Origin of the sequence: Streptomyces sp. NPDC001903 (genome assembly GCF_042891345.1) — a bacterium.
Lineage (GTDB): Bacteria > Actinomycetota > Actinomycetes > Streptomycetales > Streptomycetaceae > Streptomyces.
In genome coordinates, this window is the sequence record NZ_JBIASZ010000002.1 from 185,949 (window position 1) to 206,044 (window position 20,096).

General features: G+C 71.8%; 21 protein-coding genes. 11 read left to right on the forward strand and 10 right to left on the reverse strand.

Features of this window, described 5'->3' with window-relative positions:
• Positions 1-515 precede the first annotated feature (515 nt).
• Entirely contained in the window at positions 516-1,358 is an 843-nt protein-coding gene (locus ACFYZS_RS04405) for a tyrosinase family protein (protein WP_389006687.1), read from the reverse strand.
• Entirely contained in the window at positions 1,355-1,771 is a 417-nt protein-coding gene (locus ACFYZS_RS04410; RefSeq protein WP_389006690.1) for a tyrosinase family oxidase copper chaperone, read from the reverse strand. The genes ACFYZS_RS04405 and ACFYZS_RS04410 overlap by 4 nt, the downstream gene beginning before the upstream one ends.
• A 582-nt stretch (positions 1,772-2,353) precedes the next feature.
• On the opposite strand from ACFYZS_RS04410, the gene ACFYZS_RS04415 reads away from it, so the two are divergent.
• Both ACFYZS_RS04415 and ACFYZS_RS04420 read left to right on the forward strand, forming a co-directional pair.
• Complete coding sequence (locus ACFYZS_RS04415; RefSeq protein ID WP_389006692.1) at positions 2,354-2,872, forward strand: hypothetical protein; 519 nt, start codon at positions 2,354-2,356, stop codon at positions 2,870-2,872.
• Between the two features lie 194 nt (positions 2,873-3,066).
• Positions 3,067-3,855: a hypothetical protein gene (locus tag ACFYZS_RS04420; RefSeq protein ID WP_389006695.1), complete on the forward strand. Its 789-nt coding sequence runs from the start codon at positions 3,067-3,069 to the stop codon at positions 3,853-3,855.
• On the opposite strand, the gene ACFYZS_RS04425 is transcribed toward ACFYZS_RS04420, so the two are convergent.
• Positions 3,824-4,873 carry a hypothetical protein gene (locus ACFYZS_RS04425; RefSeq protein ID WP_389006698.1) on the reverse strand — a complete coding sequence of 350 codons (1,050 nt, stop codon included), beginning with the start codon at positions 4,871-4,873 and terminating at the stop codon, positions 3,824-3,826. The genes ACFYZS_RS04420 and ACFYZS_RS04425 overlap by 32 nt on opposite strands.
• Before the next feature lie 35 nt (positions 4,874-4,908).
• On the opposite strand from ACFYZS_RS04425, the gene ACFYZS_RS04430 reads away from it, so the two are divergent.
• Positions 4,909-6,273, forward strand: coding sequence for a 2OG-Fe(II) oxygenase (locus ACFYZS_RS04430; protein ID WP_389006702.1), 1,365 nt, complete (start codon positions 4,909-4,911; stop codon positions 6,271-6,273).
• Entirely contained in the window at positions 6,270-8,498 is a 2,229-nt protein-coding gene (locus tag ACFYZS_RS04435; protein ID WP_389006705.1) for a sulfotransferase, read from the forward strand. The genes ACFYZS_RS04430 and ACFYZS_RS04435 overlap by 4 nt, the downstream gene beginning before the upstream one ends.
• 29 nt (positions 8,499-8,527) lie before the next feature.
• On the opposite strand, the gene ACFYZS_RS04440 is transcribed toward ACFYZS_RS04435, so the two are convergent.
• Together ACFYZS_RS04440 and ACFYZS_RS04445 are read right to left on the reverse strand one after the other, a co-directional pair.
• Positions 8,528-9,346: an aspartyl/asparaginyl beta-hydroxylase domain-containing protein gene (locus ACFYZS_RS04440; RefSeq protein WP_389006708.1), complete on the reverse strand. Its 819-nt coding sequence runs from the start codon at positions 9,344-9,346 to the stop codon at positions 8,528-8,530.
• The gene (locus tag ACFYZS_RS04445; RefSeq protein ID WP_389006711.1) at positions 9,343-10,107 is read right to left on the reverse strand and encodes a polysaccharide pyruvyl transferase family protein; all 765 of its coding nucleotides are present in this window, start codon (positions 10,105-10,107) and stop codon (positions 9,343-9,345) included. The genes ACFYZS_RS04440 and ACFYZS_RS04445 overlap by 4 nt, the downstream gene beginning before the upstream one ends.
• A gap of 63 nt (positions 10,108-10,170) precedes the next feature.
• On the opposite strand from ACFYZS_RS04445, the gene ACFYZS_RS04450 reads away from it, so the two are divergent.
• Positions 10,171-10,938 carry a hypothetical protein gene (locus ACFYZS_RS04450; RefSeq protein WP_389006714.1) on the forward strand — a complete coding sequence of 256 codons (768 nt, stop codon included), beginning with the start codon at positions 10,171-10,173 and terminating at the stop codon, positions 10,936-10,938.
• Positions 10,920-11,387, forward strand: coding sequence for a hypothetical protein (locus tag ACFYZS_RS04455; RefSeq protein ID WP_389006717.1), 468 nt, complete (start codon positions 10,920-10,922; stop codon positions 11,385-11,387). The genes ACFYZS_RS04450 and ACFYZS_RS04455 overlap by 19 nt, the downstream gene beginning before the upstream one ends.
• A 105-nt stretch (positions 11,388-11,492) precedes the next feature.
• Here the strand turns inward: ACFYZS_RS04455 and ACFYZS_RS04460 are convergent, their stop codons facing one another.
• Together ACFYZS_RS04460 and ACFYZS_RS04465 are read right to left on the reverse strand one after the other, a co-directional pair.
• Positions 11,493-12,008: a fibronectin type III domain-containing protein gene (locus ACFYZS_RS04460; protein WP_389006719.1), complete on the reverse strand. Its 516-nt coding sequence runs from the start codon at positions 12,006-12,008 to the stop codon at positions 11,493-11,495.
• Positions 12,009-12,156: 148 nt separating this feature from the next.
• Positions 12,157-12,468, reverse strand: a complete 312-nt coding sequence (locus tag ACFYZS_RS04465) for a hypothetical protein (protein ID WP_389006721.1) — start codon at positions 12,466-12,468, stop codon at positions 12,157-12,159.
• Between the two features lie 376 nt (positions 12,469-12,844).
• Between ACFYZS_RS04465 and ACFYZS_RS04470 the strand changes: the two genes are divergently transcribed.
• The 3 genes from ACFYZS_RS04470 (at position 12,845) to ACFYZS_RS04480 (ending at position 14,958) form a co-directional block, all read left to right on the forward strand.
• Positions 12,845-13,090 (forward strand): hypothetical protein, encoded by a 246-nt coding sequence (locus ACFYZS_RS04470; RefSeq protein WP_389006724.1) that lies wholly within the window; start codon positions 12,845-12,847, stop codon positions 13,088-13,090.
• A 297-nt stretch (positions 13,091-13,387) separates the two neighbouring features.
• A complete protein-coding gene (locus ACFYZS_RS04475) occupies positions 13,388-14,071 on the forward strand; it encodes an alpha/beta fold hydrolase (RefSeq protein ID WP_389006726.1) in 684 nt (227 codons plus the stop codon).
• A gap of 392 nt (positions 14,072-14,463) precedes the next feature.
• Positions 14,464-14,958: a hypothetical protein gene (locus ACFYZS_RS04480; RefSeq protein ID WP_389006729.1), complete on the forward strand. Its 495-nt coding sequence runs from the start codon at positions 14,464-14,466 to the stop codon at positions 14,956-14,958.
• 169 nt (positions 14,959-15,127) lie between these two features.
• Here the strand turns inward: ACFYZS_RS04480 and ACFYZS_RS04485 are convergent, their stop codons facing one another.
• The gene (locus ACFYZS_RS04485) at positions 15,128-15,634 is read right to left on the reverse strand and encodes a TspO/MBR family protein (RefSeq protein ID WP_389006731.1); all 507 of its coding nucleotides are present in this window, start codon (positions 15,632-15,634) and stop codon (positions 15,128-15,130) included.
• A 372-nt stretch (positions 15,635-16,006) separates the two neighbouring features.
• Between ACFYZS_RS04485 and ACFYZS_RS04490 the strand changes: the two genes are divergently transcribed.
• Positions 16,007-16,825, forward strand: a complete 819-nt coding sequence (locus ACFYZS_RS04490; RefSeq protein ID WP_389006734.1) for a phosphotransferase family protein — start codon at positions 16,007-16,009, stop codon at positions 16,823-16,825.
• 80 nt (positions 16,826-16,905) lie between these two features.
• Here the strand turns inward: ACFYZS_RS04490 and ACFYZS_RS04495 are convergent, their stop codons facing one another.
• The gene (locus ACFYZS_RS04495; RefSeq protein WP_389006737.1) at positions 16,906-17,193 is read right to left on the reverse strand and encodes a hypothetical protein; all 288 of its coding nucleotides are present in this window, start codon (positions 17,191-17,193) and stop codon (positions 16,906-16,908) included.
• 739 nt (positions 17,194-17,932) lie between these two features.
• Between ACFYZS_RS04495 and ACFYZS_RS04500 the strand changes: the two genes are divergently transcribed.
• Positions 17,933-18,265 (forward strand): prealbumin-like fold domain-containing protein, encoded by a 333-nt coding sequence (locus tag ACFYZS_RS04500; protein ID WP_389006740.1) that lies wholly within the window; start codon positions 17,933-17,935, stop codon positions 18,263-18,265.
• 243 nt (positions 18,266-18,508) lie between these two features.
• Here ACFYZS_RS04500 and ACFYZS_RS04505 read toward each other — a convergent pair whose 3' ends face one another.
• Positions 18,509-19,807, reverse strand: a complete 1,299-nt coding sequence (locus tag ACFYZS_RS04505; RefSeq protein ID WP_389006742.1) for an APC family permease — start codon at positions 19,805-19,807, stop codon at positions 18,509-18,511.
• Between the last annotated feature and the right edge of the window lie 289 nt (positions 19,808-20,096).

The window sequence follows — 20,096 nt, forward strand, 5'->3', positions numbered from 1 at the left end:
TCCTACTGCATCTGCCAACGACGCGAACCCCTCGTCAAGGAAACCGCGCACACCGCGACTGAACCAATCCCAGGGGGCAATTCTGCGGGAGGGGAGCGTGCTCAATTCTGCGGGAGCATTGACGCCTTTCGCTCGCCCGCGACGAACACGAGCTGAACGAGGCTACCGGGCCTTCGCAGGGCGGCTATCGCGCCTGCTTGCAGATCCCATCGCGCGGCGCTGGGGCGAACGGGCCGTCGACGGTGGGCCCACCTGGGACCGTACGCCACCGCACAGCTCGCGACGTGCCTACGCAGGACCGTGGGCGACCGGTCCCGCACGAGGCACTCCTCCAACAACGAACCCGAACCTGACGGGCCCGTCCGGGCAGAGCGTGCGAGGACCGGCCGGCGCCCAGCGACGCCAGTCTTTTCAAAGGCCCCGCGCGGTCGGAGGTGTCTCGTCCGCGAGGGGCTTGCCCACCAGGCTCCGCGGCCACTCCCCAAGGCCTGTGCCGGACCTCAGAACTCGTCCGGCTACCAGCGCTGCCCGCCGTTCTCGGTGTCGAACGTGTAGAAGCGGTGATGGTCGAGCAGGTCGGCCGGGGTCACGTTGTTCCACGGGCTCAGGACGGACCGCAGGTCGACCACGTTCGTCGTCCGGACGGCAGGTAGGTAGCCCGACTTCGGGTGCTTCGCCTGCCACTCGGCCCACAGCTTGTCGATGAAGGCGTGGTGCAGCCAGAACACCGGGTCGTTGGGAGAGGCAGCGGAGGTCATCTGGCCGCCGACCCACACGTGCACCCGGTTGTGCAGGTTGACGCCCCGCCAGCCCTCCAGGGCGTTGCGGAACCCGCTCGAGGCGCTGTTCCAGGGGGCGGAGTCGTACACCGGCAGGGCGATCACGGAGTCCACGTCGGCCCGCGTCGGTAGCTGCGGGGTCCCGGAGCCGAGGCCGCGTCGCAGGTAGGTGCGCCGGTCCACGCCCACCGTCAGGGCCCACTTGCCGCCTTGGAAGGCGAACGGCCCGTCGAGCACTTGGCCGTCGCGCGCCCGGCGGGTGCCACCCATGAAGTCGGAGGCCCACAGGGAGGAGTTGGCCGTACGGTCGGCAGTCCAGTCCCAGTAGGGAAGGGAGACGTTCTTGTCGATCCGCTGGAGCGCCGACTCGAAGTCCAAAAGGAACCGGCGATGCCAGGGCAGGAAGGAGGGTGAGCGGTGGCCCGTCCGGTCGCCGAAGTCCGAGTCGTTCAGCAGGTACCAGTTGTGGGCGTTGACGTACCGGTCGTAGATGCCCGTCCGCTTGAGTTCGAGGACCGCGTTGACGAAGGCGCTCTTCTCGTCCGGCGTGAGGGTGGCCTGGTTCTTGCGGACGGTCACAGCTTGGCCTCTTTGGCGGTGAAGGGGACGAGGTCGGCGCCCTGGAGCTCGCGGACGGCGGCCCGGGCGGCCGAGACCGGGTCCGGGAAGGTCTCGTAGTGGTTGACGACGGTGACCCAACTGCCGTCGGCGTTGGGCATGATGTGCAGGTCGTTGCCGTCGACCTTGACCGTGGGCATCGCCATGCCGTGGTGGCCACCCGGGCCCACGGTGATCTGGATGCGGTGGCCCTCGTAGGTCTCGTCGATGGTGCCGGTGGGCAGGGAGACGGGCGCTCCGGACGGGCCGGCAGCCCCCGAGGCTCCGGCCGCCGGCGCCTGGGAGGCCGACTTGGACGAGCAGGCGGCCAGTCCGGCGGCCGCGGCAACGGCGGAGCCGAGCCCCAGCGCCTGTCGGCGAGTGATCATGTTCATGGCTTGAATATGTATCAGAAGCCTTCGAACAGTTGATCGATGGCCCGCGCATTTACGACCCGGTCGGGATGGGACGCCGGCGGGTGCTGCCGCTGCCGAGTTCATCTTACGTGGTCATGACAGCAGGGGCAGGTCGGGCCGGCCCCTGCGGCTTCTCCCGGCCTGTCGCTACCGTCGCGATGGACGACCCGCAGGGCTCGACGAGCCAGAAGTGCGCCGCAGACCGCATCGTGCTGACCGGCGACAACACAGCCGGCACACACCCCGCCGAATGACGCGTCGTCCAGCACCGCGGCTGCCTAGGGGGCGTCTCGCCGATCATGCCGGGCTCGCGGCGGTGGGCACCGCGCCTCGCCGCGTTGTCCTCGGTCGCCGACACTCCGCGTCGCCTCCCTCGTCCGCCTTGCGATCCACGGCGCCCACCGCCGCTCCCTGATCCGGCCTGATCGACAAGACACCCCCTAGGGGTTTTGGCTCGTACACCAGCCGAGTCGTCAGCATCAGATCGACCGCAGCATGAAACCCTCCCGTATCCAGGTGGGGAATCCTCCGCCTCCGAACCGCGAAGAGGACGACCCCGTCATGAACCGTACTAGGCAGGCGATCCACCTGGCCCGACACCTGTCCCAGCTCACCGCCGTCCGCGTCGAGATAGCCCACGACAGCGGTGCCCGGTGGAGCCTCCAGTGGCAGGACGGCCCGCGCCGCGAGGAGATGCGGGCACACCTCGAAGCCGCTCTCGCCGCCGATGACCGCTACACCGCCATGCGCGACCGCACGATCCATTGCTTCCGCTCGCAGACGCGACAGGCCTGGGCGGCGCGGGCCGCAGCCGCGCGCCGCGAGGGGATCCTCTCCTCGGCCATCGCCGACATCGCCGACGTCGCCGTACACAAAGGCGGACAGGAGTCCGACGAGGCGAACGCCCTGTGGCGGTACGTACGGGAGCTGTGGGAGAACGCCTCCTACCCGGAACGGGCCAGCGCCCCCGAGGACGTTCCCCTCATCGAGCAACTCGTGGTCGCCAGTACCCGGGAACTGCCGTCCGGAGGCCACACGATCAGCGAGCTCTACATGGCGCAGGCACTCCTCGCGCAGTGACGGGGGCAGGTGTCGGCGTCCCACCACTCGCGGGAAGGAGGCCGCGCACGGGCTGTTCGGGCGCGAGCGGGCGGCAGCCTCGAACCCGGGTGGACCTGCCCGTCACGGCCGTGGCTTCGACCGTACGGGTTCCGCCGCCGCCGGGCCAGCCTGTCGGGCGGGCGCCCGCCGTGGCGCCGAGTAACCTCCCGTTCGTGGTCTCCAGCTCCCGGAACACGGCCGTCGCCGGTGTCCTGCACGGGGCGACGGCAGCCGATGCCGCCCGCCTCGCGGCTGATCCCGCGCTGAGCGCGGTCATCGTCCCCGACGGCCGCCGCGAGCCGTGGCTGCAGGAGCTGGCCGAGCTCGTGGCCGGGGAACGGCTGGTCATCCCCCGCACCACCCTGCCCTCGGTCACGCCCGACGAGTTCGCCGGCTGGGCGCACACCGCACTGGTCGTTGCCCCCGCCTCCGTTGCGGCTCCCCTCGTCGACGCCATGGCCGGGATCCTGGCCCGGGTCGTGGACACGGCGGGGACGGACAAGGCGATGGTGCGCGTGTTCACCGAGGCCCCCACCCGGCGGTGCGGCTTCCACGTGGACACGGTGCCGCCGCAGAGCCCCACGGTCGGAGCCGTACGGGTGTACAACGGCCCGACCACCGAGTACGTCGCCTGCGAAGACGTCCTCGGCATGGCCGAGTTCTACGCCTACCTCGCACGCCGCGAGCGGTTGTCGCGGCAGGCGGAGCGCGAGCGACGGGCCGACAGACCCGATGGGAGCGCCCTCGCCGAGCTGTGCGCGATGGACGGGAGCCCCTCGTTCCTGCGGCCGGGTGCCGTCGTCCGGCGGGTGCCGGCCGACGCGACCGTCTTCTTCCGGCACCTCGACGTACGACGGCACTGGTCCGTGCATCCGGTGACGGACGTGTGGATCCACCGCTCCCCCATGCGCGGCACGGCACGGCTGGTGCTCAACGTGTCCCCGGTCCCTGGTCGGGGGTGAGCAGCACGTGCGTGAGGGAGCCCGGCAAGGAGTCGTCCAGGGCGCTCAACAGGCGCAGGACGCGGGCCCCGGCCCGGGCCGGCCCGTGGTGCGCCGCGAACCAGGCCCGGGGCCGCTGTCGGGCGTCGAGCACGGCCCGTACCGCCGCCACCGCGTCGTCCTCCCCGTCGAAGAACACCCCGGTGAACGGGTTGACGTACTGCCAGCCGCCGAGGATCGCCCGGTTGACGACGACCGGCACGTCGAGGCACAGGGCTTCGGCGAGCACCCGTGGCGAGGCGTCGAGCACGGCCGGTACGAACAGGGCCCGTGCCCCCGCGATGACCGCGAGCAGCCGCCGCCACGGCAGCGGCCCGACCATGCGTACGCCGCAGATCGGCTCCGCCCCGGGCGGCGCGTCGACCACCAGGATCCGCAGCCCCGTCTCCCGGGCCAGCCTGCGCAGGCAGCGCGCGGCGAGCGGCCAGTTCTTCGCCTCCTGCCGCCACGGCTCCCGGCCGGACACGTGCACGATGTCGGGGCCTGCCGCCCCCTCCGTCCCAGCCCGGGCAGCCCCGACAGCCCCGACAGCCACTCGGGCCGGATCCACGCGGAGCGGGTCCGTGAAGTCGGACTCGCTCGTCAGCAGCCGGGGGCCGTCCGGCGGCAGGAAGTGCTCCGGATCCCGGAAGCAGTGCAACCACGCCTCGCACAGCAGCCCGTAGTCGCGCTCGTCCCGCCAAGGCGGCCCGGGGAACCCCAGGTAGCTGGTGACTCCGGCGAACCGGACGCCGGCTCGGGCCAGGGCGGCCAGCCGCAGGTGGTGTGTGTGCGTCACGACGGGCGCGCGGACCAAGACCCACGGCAGGCTTTCGCCACCCGGCCCGGTCACCCGCAGGAACGGCGTGTCCCCGCCCGGAGCCGCGGCCACGCCGGTGCCCGTGCCAGTGCCGGTGCCGGTGCCGGTGCCGGTGCCCGTGCCGGTGTCCGCGCCAGTGCCCGCGCCGGTGTCGGGGCCCGTACCCGCAGCAAGGTCCAACCGTCGTCCCCCCACTCGAATCGGCAGGAGAGGCCATGATCCCGACCATCAGACGCGACTTCTACACGGATGGCAACGGCGGCACGCGGATCGAGATCTTCGACGAGCTGAGCGAGACCGCCAAGGCGGCCCTGTACACCTTCTTTCGAAGGGTCGGCGCACCCCACCTGATGGACGAGGTCGTCCTGCCCCTGTTCTGCGAAGGCGATTCGCAGGTCTTCGCCGCTGTCCGGGACCGGCCTTGGCCACCGTGGGGGCTGGGCGCCCGCAACATCGTCGCCTGCGTGCAGACCCACTTGGTCGGCGACGGATGCTGGGGCCTGAGCCCCGTGCACGTCGCCGACGAGGACCTGACGAACGTAGGACTGTGCGCCGCCGTGTACAAGGAAGCCCTCGAGACGCTGGCCGTCGACCCGAACGCCGAGGTGCACTACCTCATCGCCGAGGAATCACGGCTGGCGGACCTGACGCTGCGCCGCGTCGGCTTCGAGCGGACGGAGGACGCCTTCCTGACCGAGGCCGCGCGCTACCTCACGTACCGCATCCCGGCCGGTGAGCTGCTGAACCGGCTGGGCCTGGCCGAGGCCGACACGGTCGACGTGCTCGCGGGCGCCCTGGACGACGAGGTGTTCGCGCTCAACGCCGCCTTCCACAACACGGTCTACCTGGGCTCGCGTGCGGAATGGGTGGTGGACCGGCCCTCCGTCCCGTCCGAGATCGCCCGGCTGGTCCGCGGCGGCCACTACAGCAAGCCCGCCGGCGTGCCGACGGGCACCGGCCGCTACGAACGGGATCCGGTCGCCGAGGTGGCCCAGGGCGTACGGGAGTTCCTCAGCGCATCGGAACACGACGAGTTCCGGGCGTACGTGCTGGACCGGGAATCCGACTTCAAGCCCGCCACGGTGCGGATGTCCGGATCCGGCGGGGCGGCGGTGGTGGACGAACGGGTGCGCCGCAGCCTGGTCCTCGACGAACTGGGCCCCTACGAAGCCCTGTTCACGGAGCGCATCAAGGAGCACCTCCAGCAGATCAGCGGCCGGCTGAACCTTCCGGCATTCCCGCTGGGCCCCATCGAACTCCAGGTGACCGCCAACGGCGACCGGGACTACTTCGGAATGCACCGCGACAGCGACGACGGGGACACCCGCGAGCTGACCTTCGTGTACTTCTTCTCCGGAGAGCCCCGCAGGTTCTCGGGCGGGGAGCTGCGGGTGTTCGAGACGGTCCCGGAGGACGGGAGGGTGGTCGCCACGGACCGCAGCCAGACGATCGTGCCGCGCGCCAACCTCGCCATGTTCTTCCCGAGCAGGCACGACCACGAGGTGCTCCCGATCCGGGTGCCGAGCAAGGCGTTCGCGGACGGCCGCTTCAGCGTCACGGGCTGGATCCACCGGCAGTGAGCGACCGGGAGACCGGAGCCACCCGGGCGGGGGCGGCGCGTGCCGCCACACGGGCCCGGGGCCGGGCCCAAGACCAGGCCGGGCGGGCCGAGGCCGGTGCCGACGCCCTCGCCTGGGCCGTGGTCGCCCGCGTGGCGCTCCCCTCCGGCCGGGCACGCCCCGAAGCCCGCGCCCTGCACCACGCCCCCTTCCCCCGGGTCGCGGGACTCCTCGCGCGCGCAGTGCGGCCCGAGGCAGGCGGCGTACGCGCCCGGTACCTCTTCGCATCCGAGCCCGCGGCGGCGGCGTTCCGGGGCTCGCACGACCCGGCACTCGGCCGTCTGGGCCCGCCCGTCACCGGAGCCGTACGACCGGTCTCCGCGGCGGCGGCGCCGACCGCCTGCACCGCGCCGGTGATCATCGTCGCGCCGCCGCGCTCGGGCAGCACGGCCCTGTACGAAGCCCTCGCCCGGCACCCCGGCCTGTGGACGGTCGGCGGAGAGAGCGAGGGCGTCATCGAAGGCGTACCGGAGCTCCATCCGGCGGCCGGCGGGTACGCCTCGCACGCCCTGGACGCCGCGCACGCCGACCGGTGCGGCGGAGCCGTACGCGCGGGCTTCCTCGCCGGGCTGCTCGATGCGCGGGGCCGGAACCGGCCGGACCTCGGCGGCCCCCTGGATCCGCCGCCGAGGCTGCTGGAGAAGACCCCGGAGAACTGCCTGCGGCTGCCCTTCCTGCTGCGGCTGTTCCCGGACGCCACCGTCGTACACCTGCACCGCGACCCGCGCGACACCGTGGCCAGCATGGTGCGGGCCTGGACCCACCCGGGGTTCGTCAACATCCCGGACCTGCCCGGCTGGCCCCGGCGGGCCTGGCACCTGCTGCTGCCGCCGGGCTGGCGGCGAGGGCTCGGCGACGACCTGTCCAAGATCGCGGCCCGCCAGTGGGCGGCCGCCACGGAAGCGGTACTGGACAGCCGTGCCGCCGGGCCGCCCGGCATCCGCTGGGTGGATCTCGACTACGCCGAGCTGAGCGCGGCTCCGGCCCGCACGATCCGGTGGCTGGAGCGTGAACTCGGGCTGCCCGCCGGTCCGCCCGGCCGGGACCTCCCGCTCTCCGCGACGACGATCACGCCTCCGCGCCCCGGCAAGTGGCGCAGTACACCCGGCTTCGACCCGTCAGCCCTCGACACCGTGGCGTCCACTTGCCGGCGCCTGGCGAACGGACGTACCCCGCCCATGCCCCGAACCGTCCGCGGCCTGCCCCGGCGCCCTTCCTACGTGTGCTGGCTCGACGAGGGCGCCGCGGAGGACGCCTCCGCGGATGACGGCTCCGCGGTCGCCGGCTCGGCGGACGAGGCCTCGGCCCCGATGCCCGGCCCCGAGCCGGAACACCCGCTCCTCGACCCGGCCGTGGTCCTCCAGGACGGGGTCACGATCCCCTTGGGCCTCGCGGGCCGGGCCCGGTTCCGGGACCGGTTCCTGCCCGACCGGCCGATCCTGTGGACCGACGACCCGTCGACCGGCGCACTCACCCCGTTCTGGGTCTCCCTCGAAGACTTCTGGGCGCTGCGCACCCTGGTCCCGGGACGGCCCCTTTCACCGGCGCTCCCCGCGCGGCTGCGCGCCGCCCTCGCCCGGGCCGGGGCGCTCGGGTCGGCCGAGCTGCGCGCCCGGGACGCGGCCAGGGCCGAGACCGCCCGGGCCGCGGCCGCCGCGGACTTCGAGCGGAGCGACGTGTGCCGGATCGACCGCATGGTCCACCCCCGGCACCGCTTGGCCCTGCTCGACTACTACGAGCGGCTCATCGCCACCGGCTCGTGGCCGCTGGGGGACGCCCAGGTCGCCGGACGCTACGGCTGGTACAACGAATCCCTGTCCCGCTTCTTCCACCACCAGTTCCGCGCCCTGGTGGGGCGGATCGCGGGCCGGCCGGTACGCGCCTCGTACTCCTACGTCTCGGCGTACCGCGGCGGCGCGGTCCTGGGCCGCCACGTGGACCGGGAACAGTGCGAGTACACCGTCTCCCTGCTGCTCGGGGAGTCGGGCCCGGGCATCGAGGGCGGTTGGCCGCTGCACCTGGGAACCCCGCAGGGCGAGGTCAGCCTCGTCCAGCGGCCCGGTCAGGCCGTCCTCTTCCGGGGGACCACGGTGCCGCACGGTCGGCCGCCGTTGCCCGACGGGAGCACGCACACCTCGCTGCTGTTCCACTACGTTCCCGCCGAGTTCCGCAGGACCCTGTACTGAAACGCCTCCTGCTACGGCTACGGCTACGGCTATTGCACCGCGAGCAGGCCGATGCTCCGAGCCTCGGCCTCCCGGACCTGCGGCGCGATGCGCTCCCATCCGGTGACCGTGCGGCGTCCGACGGGCGGCTGCGTGCGCCGGCGGGTCCGGGTCAGGCCCGCCGGCGCCGGGCCCGGCCCGAACACGGCAGCCGCCGCGTCCGCCGTCAGCAGCATGTCCCAGACCAGGTGGACACGTTCGGCGGGGCCGCCGTTCTCGGCGGCGTGCACGCAGCCGTGGTTGACGAGGTACACCGATCCGGCCGCCAAGTGGTGCACGTCCCCGTCCAGCGTCAGCGTCGCCGCGGGATGGGTGGTCAGGGGCAGGTGAAAGCGGGCCCGGATGCCTACCTCGCCCGACCGCGCCCGTACGACGCTGTGCTCTTCGTGCGGGGACAGCGAAGCACCCGGCCCCAGTACGTTGACCCGGAAGTTGACCAGGTGTGGCAGGGACCCGATCAGCGCGGCCAGGGCGGGGTGGTGCGCGCCGTGGTGGAAGCGCTTGCCGAAGCAGGACAGGTCGTGGTCGCGGGAGAAGTCGTCGCAGCGACCGGAGGCGTTGAGCAGGCTGTACTGCTCGACCCGGCCGCGGGGGCCGGTCCACGCCGTCACATGGCCGGGGGCTCCGGCCAGCGAAGGGCGCTGCCGCGATCGCAGCAGCGCCACCTCGGCGGCCAGGCTCGCGGCGGTGTCGGGCCCGGCCTCCAGCAGCCGCAGGCAACGGATGCCGGGGCGGTGGTAGTTGGCGTCCCGGATGCCGTGGAGGATCTCGCGCAGGCCCTGGTCCACGTCGTCTTCGTGTGCTGTCAACGGAACGGGCACCTCTCCAGGAGCAGGTCGAGGTCCGGAAGTCGCGCCGGAAGCGTCGCGAAATCGGCGAGCGCCGCCGAATCCAGCCCCGCGCCTGTCCGGCCGACGGACACGGGCGGCGGGACCGGCACCCCGACCGAAAGGAAGTAGTCGTGGAACTTGCTCCCGTCACCGCTGGGCAGGTCCCGGTAGCGGATCCAGACGGCGGGGATCCCGTAGGCGTGGCCGAGGATGATCCCGTGCAGGCTCGACGAGGCGATCAGGGGCGCCCGTACGAGCTGCTCGACGACCTCCTCGACCGGCCGCTGAACGTCGACGAGCCGCCAGCCGGCCGGAGTGCCGAGCCGCGCACCGGCCTTGTCGGCGAAGTGCGGCACGACGGCGGGACGCCGCCCGGTACCCCGGCCACCGCGGGGCAGGAAACGGGGAACCAGCAGGGCGGGGTCACCGTAGACCGGCGGACAGGCCGCCCCGGAGCGCAGGGCCGCCTCCCGGGTGAGGGGGCCGCGTACGGCGACCAGCTCGGCCCGCGGGTCGATGTCCTCACCGGCGCACATCACCCCGGCTCCCCAGACGACGGCGCCCGGTCCCGCGAGGGAGACCACGCTGCCGGTGACGAAGTGCTTGCGCCCCGGCGCGTGCGGCGCGACCCACCGGGCCGGGGCGCCGCAGATCCGCCGGACCAGCCAGGGAGTGAGCCTGTCGCCGACATTGCCCTGACTGGGAGCCCGGCACCAGAAGGCGGGCACAGCCTCGACCACGGCTCCGATTGTAGTGAGCGGACCGCGCTGTTCATCCGCACCTACCACGGTGACGTCGCCTGGTTGCGCTACGCGCTGGCCGCCATTCGGAGGTGGTGCCGGGGCTTCTCGGAGGTGGTCGTCGTCACCCCGCGGACCGGGGCGGCCGCCGTGCGCCGGTCCGTCGGCGACGGGGTCCGCCTGGAGGTGGGCCCGGACCACCGCGACGACTACCTGGGTCAGCAGGTCAGCAAGCTCTACGCGGACCAGCTCACCGATGCCGACCTCATCTGCCACGTCGACTCCGACATGGTCTTCTTCCGCCCCGTCACCCCCGCCGACCTGCTCGTGGACGGGCGTCCGTGGATCGTCCGCCGCCCCGTCACCGAACTCGGCCGGCACCGGCCCTGGCTCGCACCGACGCAGGACTTCCTCGGCCACCAGGTGTTCTTCGACTTCATGCAGCACCCGCCCTTCACCTATCCGCGCGCGCTTTACGGGGAGCTGCGCGCCCTGTGCGCGGATCGCCACGGGATCCCGCTCGACCGGTACGTGGCGGGCCGCCCGCCGCGCGGGTTCTCCGAGTTCAACGCGCTCGGCGCGCACGCGCACGCGGCTCACCGGGCGTCGTTCACCTGGTACGACGCGAGCTCCGGCGCGGCGCCGGAGCTGTGCCGCTGGTACTGGAGCAGGGCGGGCATCGACACCCGCCTGCGCGAGGAGCTGGACCGGGTGGTCACCGGGCCGGTCGGCGTAACGGAGTGGTGGACACCGACCCCGGCTGGAAGCGTGGCAGCCGCGCCATCTCACGACATCGGAGAGAGGTACCCGAAGTGGAACAGGCACAGCTGACGCTCGACGAGGTACTCGAATACGTCAAGAACAGGCCGGACACGACGCGCACCTACCAGGTCCCGCAGGGGGTGATCGCCGCCCTCCCGCTGACCGAGCCACCTCACATGCGGCTGCTGGACACGTCGGAGATCCAGGAACTGGCCGACTACCTCGACACCTCGCCGAGCTCGCTCAAGGGCCCCTTCAAGGTGTTCGACGCCACCTGCTCCTCCTGCGGGCGCCGCATCACGTTCCTCGACTTCGCGAAGACCGCGGTGGACCTGGGCATGCACGCGAAGGAGGCGCTGCGCTCCGTACTGACGGGCAAGAACGGCGAATGGATCACCATCCGCGGCCGCGACGGCGGCCGCCCGGTGGCCTGCGCCCAGTGCGGCAACGACGTCCCGCGCCTGAAGATGAACGGCTCGTACTCCGAGTACTCGTCGAGCTCGTACGCGTACGCCTGACCACCCGCCGGCGTCAGTCTCCCCGGCCGCCGCCGGGGAGGCGGTGGCCGGGGAGGCGGTGGCCGGGGAGGCGGTGGTCGGGGAGGCGGTGGCGCGGCGGCCGCCTCACGCGCACTCCACCCTCTCGCCCACGGGCGTCCAGCTGGAAGGGCCCTGAGCGCCGACTGCCCTGACCTGGAAGCAGTGTTTGACCTTCGGGTCGAGATGAGGAACCGAGAAGGTCTTGGTGTTCGCGTCAACGCCGAAGTTCTGATTGAGAGTCGTGTTGCGGACTTCGTAACCCGTTTCGTTATTGGCGTTGTCGTCCCACTCCACCCGGACGGTCTTTTCGCTGCCGACAGGGACCGCCGTGGCGATGACGTTCGAAGGCTCGTTCGACCGTCCGACGTCCACTCCGGCCGCCTCGTGCGTTATCGAGAAATCCGCCGAGGTGGAATCGTCCGAGAGGAACTCGTGGTTCTTCACGCTCAGATGGTGCGTGCGGACCTCGCCCATGGGAGCGGTCTGTTCCCGGTGCGCATCGATCCATCGAGGTCGTTGTTGTCGCAGGACGACTCCCTCGTAGAGGTACAGCGCCCCTCGCGGAGTGATCGTTTCATCCCTGTGCGCGGCGAGCGCCAAGGACTCCACCCATCGGTCCGCGCGCGCATGCGGGGCGTCCGGTGGTGGGCGTCGATCCCGCAGACCCCATCGGGGCCGGTCACGAATCCGTAGGCCATGGACACCCGGCAGTCCCCCGCCAGGATGGGCGACACGGAGGCGTCAGCCGTCACTGCTGTCCGCCATCACCGGAGTGGAGCCCAGTAACGAGCTCCAGGACCATCGCGGGCGGCGCCCCTGCCTGCCCCTGCCTGCCCCTGCCTGCAGGCCAGCCATCACGCTCGAGGGCCGACCAGAAGGTTTTCGGGACTGCAGGACAGATTCTCCAGGGGCCGTTCACAGTCGGTACTTGCGTCACGTTGCCGGGCTGCCCGCCGGCGGCCGCCAGAACAAGAACCTGGCAGGGCTTCTCGCCTCGGCGCAGGACCGCGAGCACGGTGTCCTCGACCCATTCATCGAGCACGTGCAGCACCGCTTCCATGCGGACTGCACCGGTTCGAGCGAGCTCTGGCACGAGTTGGTCGCCCTCGGCGGGTACGGGATCCCCGTACCCGCCGATGCTGGTGAGGAAGGACCTGCACGGAACATCTCTGCGGTGCTCGCGTGGCCGCGTCTCGCGGTCCGACGCCGTCGGCCAAGGCCGCTCCGGGCAGATCAGCTGCTACACGCTTTCAAGGGCGAGCGCGACTTAGACATCAGCCCAGGCGGAGCTGATGAAGCAGTTGCTCACCTCGACCAGACTGGTCCGGGCACCCCAGGGGCCGTAGAGGGTCGTACGGTACGGGTACCGGTCCGAGTCGCAGTAGACACCGACGCGCACGGGACCGTCCCCGGAGCACAGGACCGACGCTGCACGCTTGTTTTCGGTGATCACGGTCGAACAGTTCCAGCTTGATGCGCTCGCGGAAGTGGACATCCCCAACAGGCTGGTCGCGGTCAGAGCGCCTGCGGCAATGGCCGATGCCGATGCTTTGAAGATCTTCATGACTCCCCCGGTTTCCTGGTGCCGGCCGCTGCTGCGGCGCTGGCTCGTATCGATCGCCACGACCGTAGGACCAACCCCCGTACCGGCCCGAGTACGCACCTCAGGCTGTGTCACGTAGGACGGCGCTTCGGATTCCACGCCATCGCGGCCCGCCGACCTCAGCCGCCGACCCGATCGTCATCCGAGGCCGTGCACGGTTGCTCAACCCTGCGGGCAGCAGGCCCTCGGCGCGGCCCCGCCCCGGCGCGCTCTGACCTCCACCACCCGGCGCCGGGCACCACCCGTCCTGCCGCACGGTTCACGGCGACGGCCCCCTGCGCCCGGATGGCTCGTTTGCGGTGCCCCGTGTCGTGGTGTGGACTCGGAGGTCGGGAGAAATCGGAGCACGGGGGAACCCACCGAGAGGAAACCGCTGATGTCGCCGAGCAAGCCGAGCATCGTGTTCGCCCACGGCCTGTGGGCCGACGGGTCCTGCTACAGCAAGCTGATCCCCGCCCTCCAGCGCGACGGGCACGAGGTGGTGTCCGCCCAGAACGCGCTGGACTCGCTGGATGGGGACGTCGACGCCGTGCGCCGGGCGCTGGGCCGGGTCAGCGCACCGGCGATCCTCGTCGGCCACTCGTGGGGCGGCTTCGTCATCACGGCCGCGGGAACCGACGAGCGGGTCGCCGGGCTCGTCTACATCGCCGCCTTGGCCCCGGACGCCGGGGAGACTCCGCAGGACCTGATCGGCAAGTTCGACCCGCCGCCGCTCTTCTCGCACCTGGACGCCGAGGACGGTCGGCTGTGGATCGCCCGCGACGGCATCGCCGACTTCTGCGGAGACCTCCCGGAGGCCGAGCAGCAGCTCGTATGGGCGACTCAGGGCTCGGCGGCGGAGGCCGTGCTCGGCGCCAGCACGAACGACCCGGCCTGGCGGACGAAGCCCAGCTGGTTCTGCGTGACCGGGCAGGACCACGCGGTCGTACCCGAACTCCAGCGCTTCGAGGTCGAGCGCATGGGCGCCACGGCGGTCGAGGTCGACTCGTCGCACGTCCCGATGCTCTCGCGGCCCGAGGCTGTACTGGACCTCATCCGGCAGGCCGCCCGCTCCGTGTGACCCGGGGCTGCCGATCGGCGGCCCGCCGGCCCATGACAAGCGCCTACGACGAGCGGACCGCCCGGGACGGTGGTGGTCGGCGCCGGTGACATCTGCACGACAGGTCCGTGTGCAGCAATCGGGGTGGCGGAGCGGGACGCGCATTTTTCCCGCTCTGCCCTCCGACACCTGGTCCGACCGCCTGCGCTTCAGGTGTGCCAAAGGGGGTGCGGCGGCGGAGGGAGACGTCGCGGGCACGTCGGCGGAGACCAGGTCAGGCCGGATGAGGCACGGAAGGGCAGGGTGCCGGGCAGCGGGCAACCCCATGAGGCGAGCCGTGAACACGCACCAGGGCTTCCGAAGGTACTGCGGATCGGTCACCATGTAAGTCGGTCGGCGATCCGAGGATGCGGATGAGCGAGGGCGGGGACGTTCGGGACGGGCAACCGGAACAGGTCGGACCCGTGCCGTGGCTGGCGCTGGCCTGCCTGGTCGGACTGCTTTTGGCCTACCTCGTGCTGACGAACTTCACCTCAGAGCTACGGGCAGCGCTGTGGGGCGAGCCCGGGACCGTGGCCCAAGCCGACTGCCGGACGTACGACAACACCGTGGCCAACGCGGGAACGTCGACGTTCTGCTCGGCCACCTTCACCCCCGACAACGGCGGCTCCTCGTTCGAAGTCCCCGTCGAGGGCGACATCAGGTCGCTGCCAGTCCATGCGTGGCTGGTGGACGGCACCTCCGGCACCGCGTACGTCTCACCGACGGCGTGGATGGGGGTGCTCCCGGTGGGGCTCGCCCTCCTCCTGGCCGGCCTCCCGGTGGCGGTGACGGCGAAGCACGCGCGCCGCGTCCACGCACAGCGCACCAGGGCCCGCTTTCAAAGATCAAAACCAGAACAAGCTTGAGGCACCGGTGACGGCGGTGGCCTGGTAGGACTCGTAGCTCTTGTCGTGGTGAGCGGCCAGGCCGCTCCACCGCTCAGTCTGCGGCCCGTACATCGCGCGGGCGTCCTTACCCCCGGCCTCCGGTGCGGTGGCGGACGGTGCGGCGGGCGCGGCAACGCAGGCAGGGGCCTCATGGGTTACGCCGGGTGAGGGAGATGTTCAGGGCCGTGGCAAACACGCACCAGGCGGAGTACGGCAACAGGGCGCGGGCGGCGACCGGGTCGGTCCGCGAGGTGCGGCGGATGAGTTCGGCGTTGCTGAGGTCGAGGATCAGCGTGCCGGCCAGCGCGGCCCGTGGGCTTCGGCGGCGGAAGAACAGCCACGTCCATCCGGCGTTGAGTGCCAGGTTCACCCCGAACGAGGCGGCAAGGCGGGCACCCTCCCGCCCTCGGGTGCGGCCGAGCGCATGACCGGCGGCGAAGGCGATCGAGGCATACAGCGGCGTCCACACCACGCCGAACGCCCACGACGGCGGCTGCCACGCGGGCTTGCGCAGGCTCCGGTACCAGGCGCTGTCGGCATCGACAGCAACCGAGCCCGCCGTCGCAGCCGCCGCTACCACCACGGCGGCTGCCGCATACCGCTTCCAAGAGACGGGCAGCGCGATGCGGCGGGAGTCCTCACTGATCAGCCTCATGAGCAGATGCTTACCCCGCGCTCATCGCCGCTCACCACACCGCCCTCCGCGCCGGAAGCCGCCAAGGCTCGGCGGGGCGGAGACGGCCGGACGGCAATCCTCCAAACAGGCCAGCAGCATGGACCGCGGACCATCCTCGGCGCCCGGGCCGCCCGCAATCGGCCGTTGCCTCCAACACCCGGCGCCGGCCCCGTGACAGCGGGTACCTTCGCCGCCATGACGACCCCCGTGCTCGATCGCCGCCCGACCCCAGGGCCCACCTCCACTCCGCCGCCGGGGCGGCCGTCCACCGGCCCGCCCACCCGGCCGGACAAGAACCCGCCGTTCCCGCCGAGCAACCCGCAGCAGCCCCCGCCCGGGCGCTGAGTCGGCATGCGTGTCGACCGGCTCCCCTTCGACGAGCTTCCCGAAGCGACCCGGCAGGCGATCGCCGACCGGGTCGGGCCCGGCTGCCCGCACACCGAGGTGGAGAACGGCACCAGCTCCGCACTCGCCTCCCTCTTCTGGCCCTCGGAGTCGGACACGGAGATGGTGTTCGTCAAGGGACTGCCTCTCGACCACGAACGGATCGGCGAGCTCGAAGCGGAGGCCGCAGTCAACCCGCACCTGCCCGCCAGCGCCCCCAGGATGCTGTGGCAGCAGGAAGCCGGCGGCTGGCTCCTGGTCGCCTTCGAGGGCGTCAACGCGAGCGCCTGGGCGTGGTTCGGCGACGGCAGCGGCCACCTGGAGCCGATCGCCGCCGTGCTGCGCGAGCTGAGCCGGTACCCCGCCCCGAAGGAGGTCCGGCTCACGCCGTGGGAGCGGTGGGCCGCGTACTGCGACCCGGCAGACGAGCCGCTCCTGACCGGGGACCGGCTCGTGCACTCCGACCCGGCCGCCTCCAACTTCATGGTCGAGCGCAGCGGCCGCGTGTGGATGATCGACTGGGCATGGGCGATGCGCGGGCCCGCCTGGATCGACACCGCCCTGTGGGGCATGCGGCTCGTCCTGGACGGCAACCAGACCCCCGAGCAGGCCGCCTGCTGGGCGCGGACCGTCCCCGCGTTCGCGGCCGCCCCCCGCGAGGCCGTGGTGGTCCTCACCGAGGCCGAAGCGCGGTCCTGGGAAGCCTGGCAGGCGTACGGGACGACCGGGCTGGAGGAGACGGTCAACGCCGCCCGGGCCTGGGCCCGGTACTGGGCCACACCCTGAACCCGGAGCGCACCTGCGAGAACGGCACCCGCGAACTGGTCCCCGCGGAGCGGCAGCCAGGACCGGCCTGGCTCCGACGGTCAGGCCGCGGGCGTCGCGAAGTCGGTGGGCATGGTGGGGACCGACGGCCCCGGCAGGATCTTGATCGAACGGATGGGGGCGCCGCTGAGGAACATCCCGTAACCCATCGGCGACGTCGCCGTTGCCGCCCCCGAGCAGGCGTCTCCCTCGTAGGCGTTGATGGGCGTCGTGGCGTTGTTGCTGACGGAACTGAACGTGCTGCCCTCGGGAGCGTCGGGGAACAGCTCCTTGACGGTGTAACAGTGGTTGTCCACCGGGTCGTTGATGGAGACCCTCGGGGCGGTCATGAGGGGGTTTCCCAGCGTGACGGTCACACTGCCGTAAGCGCCTGACGCGGGGGCCGGGCCGCCACGGCCAAGGCGAGGACGAGGGCGCTTCCGGTGGTGACGAACGACAGTCCGGCCCGGCGGCCGAAGGGCAGACGGGGCATCGAAACCTCCAAGGCGCTGCGACATGACGCGCCATACCCACACCACTATCCCCCGGGCCCTCCACCACCGCATCGCGTCACCTTGGTCCAGGTCGTGCTGCTGACACTGCGCACCCTGCGACTCCGCCGTGGGGCAGCGAAACCCGCCCGCGGCCGTACGAACCTGGGGCGAACCACATCGAAGCCGTTCGAGTGGTCGTACGGACGGAAGGCAGAAGCACCAGGGTGTCGTCACCCCGCTCCACTTGCCCGGCCCGATCATGCGTGCCATGGATCCTCGTGAACTCCGCGCGACACGGACCTCCTGGCGCCCATGGGCCATCGGGATGGCGGTGGCGGCCCTGCTGGCGGCAACCCCGTCGTACACGGCGGCGGCAGAGCCGTTCCCCGGCAGGGCCTCGGTCGGCAGCAACGGCACGGGCACGGTGTGCCCACCGGATCACGGCGGCCGCGACGCCCCCCACGGCGATGCTGCCCTCCCTGGGGGCCCTTGCCAACCCCCACACCACTGCGGCCCCTGCCGTCCCCCGCGCCACTGCCCGGACGGGTCGCCCGACTGCGACGGACCGGGTTCGCCCGGGACCGGTGCGGTCACGGTGATCAAGGAGGACGCGACCACGGGCGACCCTCTGGCCGGCGCGGTCTTCCAGCTGTGGGAGGAGACCAACGGCATCCCGGGTCTCCAGACCACCGGCGCCGACCCGGACACCGGCATCTCAGGCCCTTGCACCACCGGGGCGGACGGCGTGTGCTCTCGTACGGAGCCCTTCGGCACGTACTACTGGCTGGAGACCCAGGCGCCGCCCGGGTACGAACTGCCTTTGAACCCGGTGTTCGGCCCCCTGCCACTGTGGCAGGGGAGCGCCGATGACGGAGTGACCGTCATCGCCGAGAACACGGTGGAAGTCGACCCGCCCACGAGGGCGTGACCGCCTCCCCGAGGCACTTCGGGGAGCCCTGATGATCACGGCGGTCCCGGCGGCTCTGATCGCGCAACGCGCACGGCCCGACACACACCCGGTGCAGCAACCCGACTGATGTGCCGGCAACCGGAACCGGAGTGATCGGGCCGACGTGAACGCCGTTGACGGGGCTTGGTGTGCACAGACGGAAGCGGGGGCGGCGCCCTCACCCCTGAGGGCCGGTGAGCCTCCCGGCCTCGGGCCGCCGCCTCAGGGGCGGAAGGCCTCACTCATGTCTCCGGGCTCGGTCTCCAGCGCCTCGCGGTCGACCGTCAGCATGACGAGGAAGAACACCCCGCCCACCAGGAGGAGACCGGCCACGATCACGACGGAGACGAAGGCCTCTCGCGGTGAGACCAGCACGAACAGCGCGGCGAGCGTCCACACCAGGGCGGCGATCGCGACCGGGAGCTCGAAGCGTCCGAGGTCGAACGCGCCCTTCTTGCGGCCCAGTCGCCCGCGCACCGCCAGGTAGAGGACGATCGTCGCGCCGTAGATGAGTGCCGGGAGGATCGTCGATGCCGTGATCAGCTCCAGCAGCGCTGCGCCCGGCAGCGCGACCATGAGGACGACTCCGAGGGCGAAGACCAGGACGGTCGCCGGGACCGGGGTCCGCGTCCGCGGGCTGACCCGTCGCATCAGCCGATGGGCCGGGAAGCGCCCATCGCGCGCCATCGCGAAGACAAGGCGCGCGCACGCCGTCAGAGTCACGATCCCGGCGCCGAAGAACGCGAACGTGATGGCGACCAGCAGCGCCCGCTCCATGACCGGACCGAGCTGGTCACGCATGATGGCCGCGACCGGTGATCCGCCGGCGGAGATACGTGGAATGTCCTTGATCGCGACGGTGAGCGCGATCAGGAACAACATGCCCAAGGCCGCGGCCGCCACGACCGATCCCACGATCGCGCGCGGAACGGTGCGGTGCGCGTCCTTGGCCTCCTCGGCCAGGTTCGCCGCGGAGTCGAAGCCGACCAGCGTGGCCAGGCCCATGATCATCGCCAGCATCAGACCACCGCCGACGGCGAAGTAGTCGGGAGCATGCGCGGCGATCCCGCGTGAGGTGAGGTTGTCCGCCGCGCCGTCGCCGGTGACGAGAACAGCGATGGCGAGCGCGATCGACACCACCACGACCAGGGCCACTTCGATCGCGACGGCCGCCGTGTTGATGACGCTGACGATGCGGGTGGAGGCGATGGCGAGCACGGTCTGGACGAGCAGCACCACCAGTGTGATCACCCGTGCGGCGTCCTCGTCGGGCTCCATGCCGGCGAGCGGCATGAACGCCTGGCTCGCCAGCGCGTTGTCGACGGCCACCACGGCGACCGCCAGGAAGCAGAAGGAGAGCCAGCCGAACCCCCAGCCGACCTTCGGGGTCGCCAGCCGCGAGGCCCACTGGTACGAGGAGCCGCTGAGTTCCGCGGGTCCGCCGGAGCCTTTGCCACGTCGGCCACCTCGCCTCTCCTCGGCCGCCAGGCTTCCAAGGGCAGCGGCAGGACCCGACCCCAATGTCCTCCTCCCGGGCACCGCATTCCGAGCCTGGTGGCCGCCGCACACGGGCGACCGCCCGAATGGGCGCCTCTGCGATGACGGCAGCGCCGTACCGCCGGGCTCGGTCTGAAGCCGACACGGTCGTACGGGCCCGTACGCCGCCCTCGGAGACCGGCTGGGCCGCTACGCGGAAGCCTTCCGCAAGGGCCTGCTCGCCCTGGCGCTTAGTTTCGTGCGGATCCGCAGTCCACACCCTGGACATACCGACGGCAGTGGGCCCGCGCCGGGAGCGTTCCAGCGCGCCCAG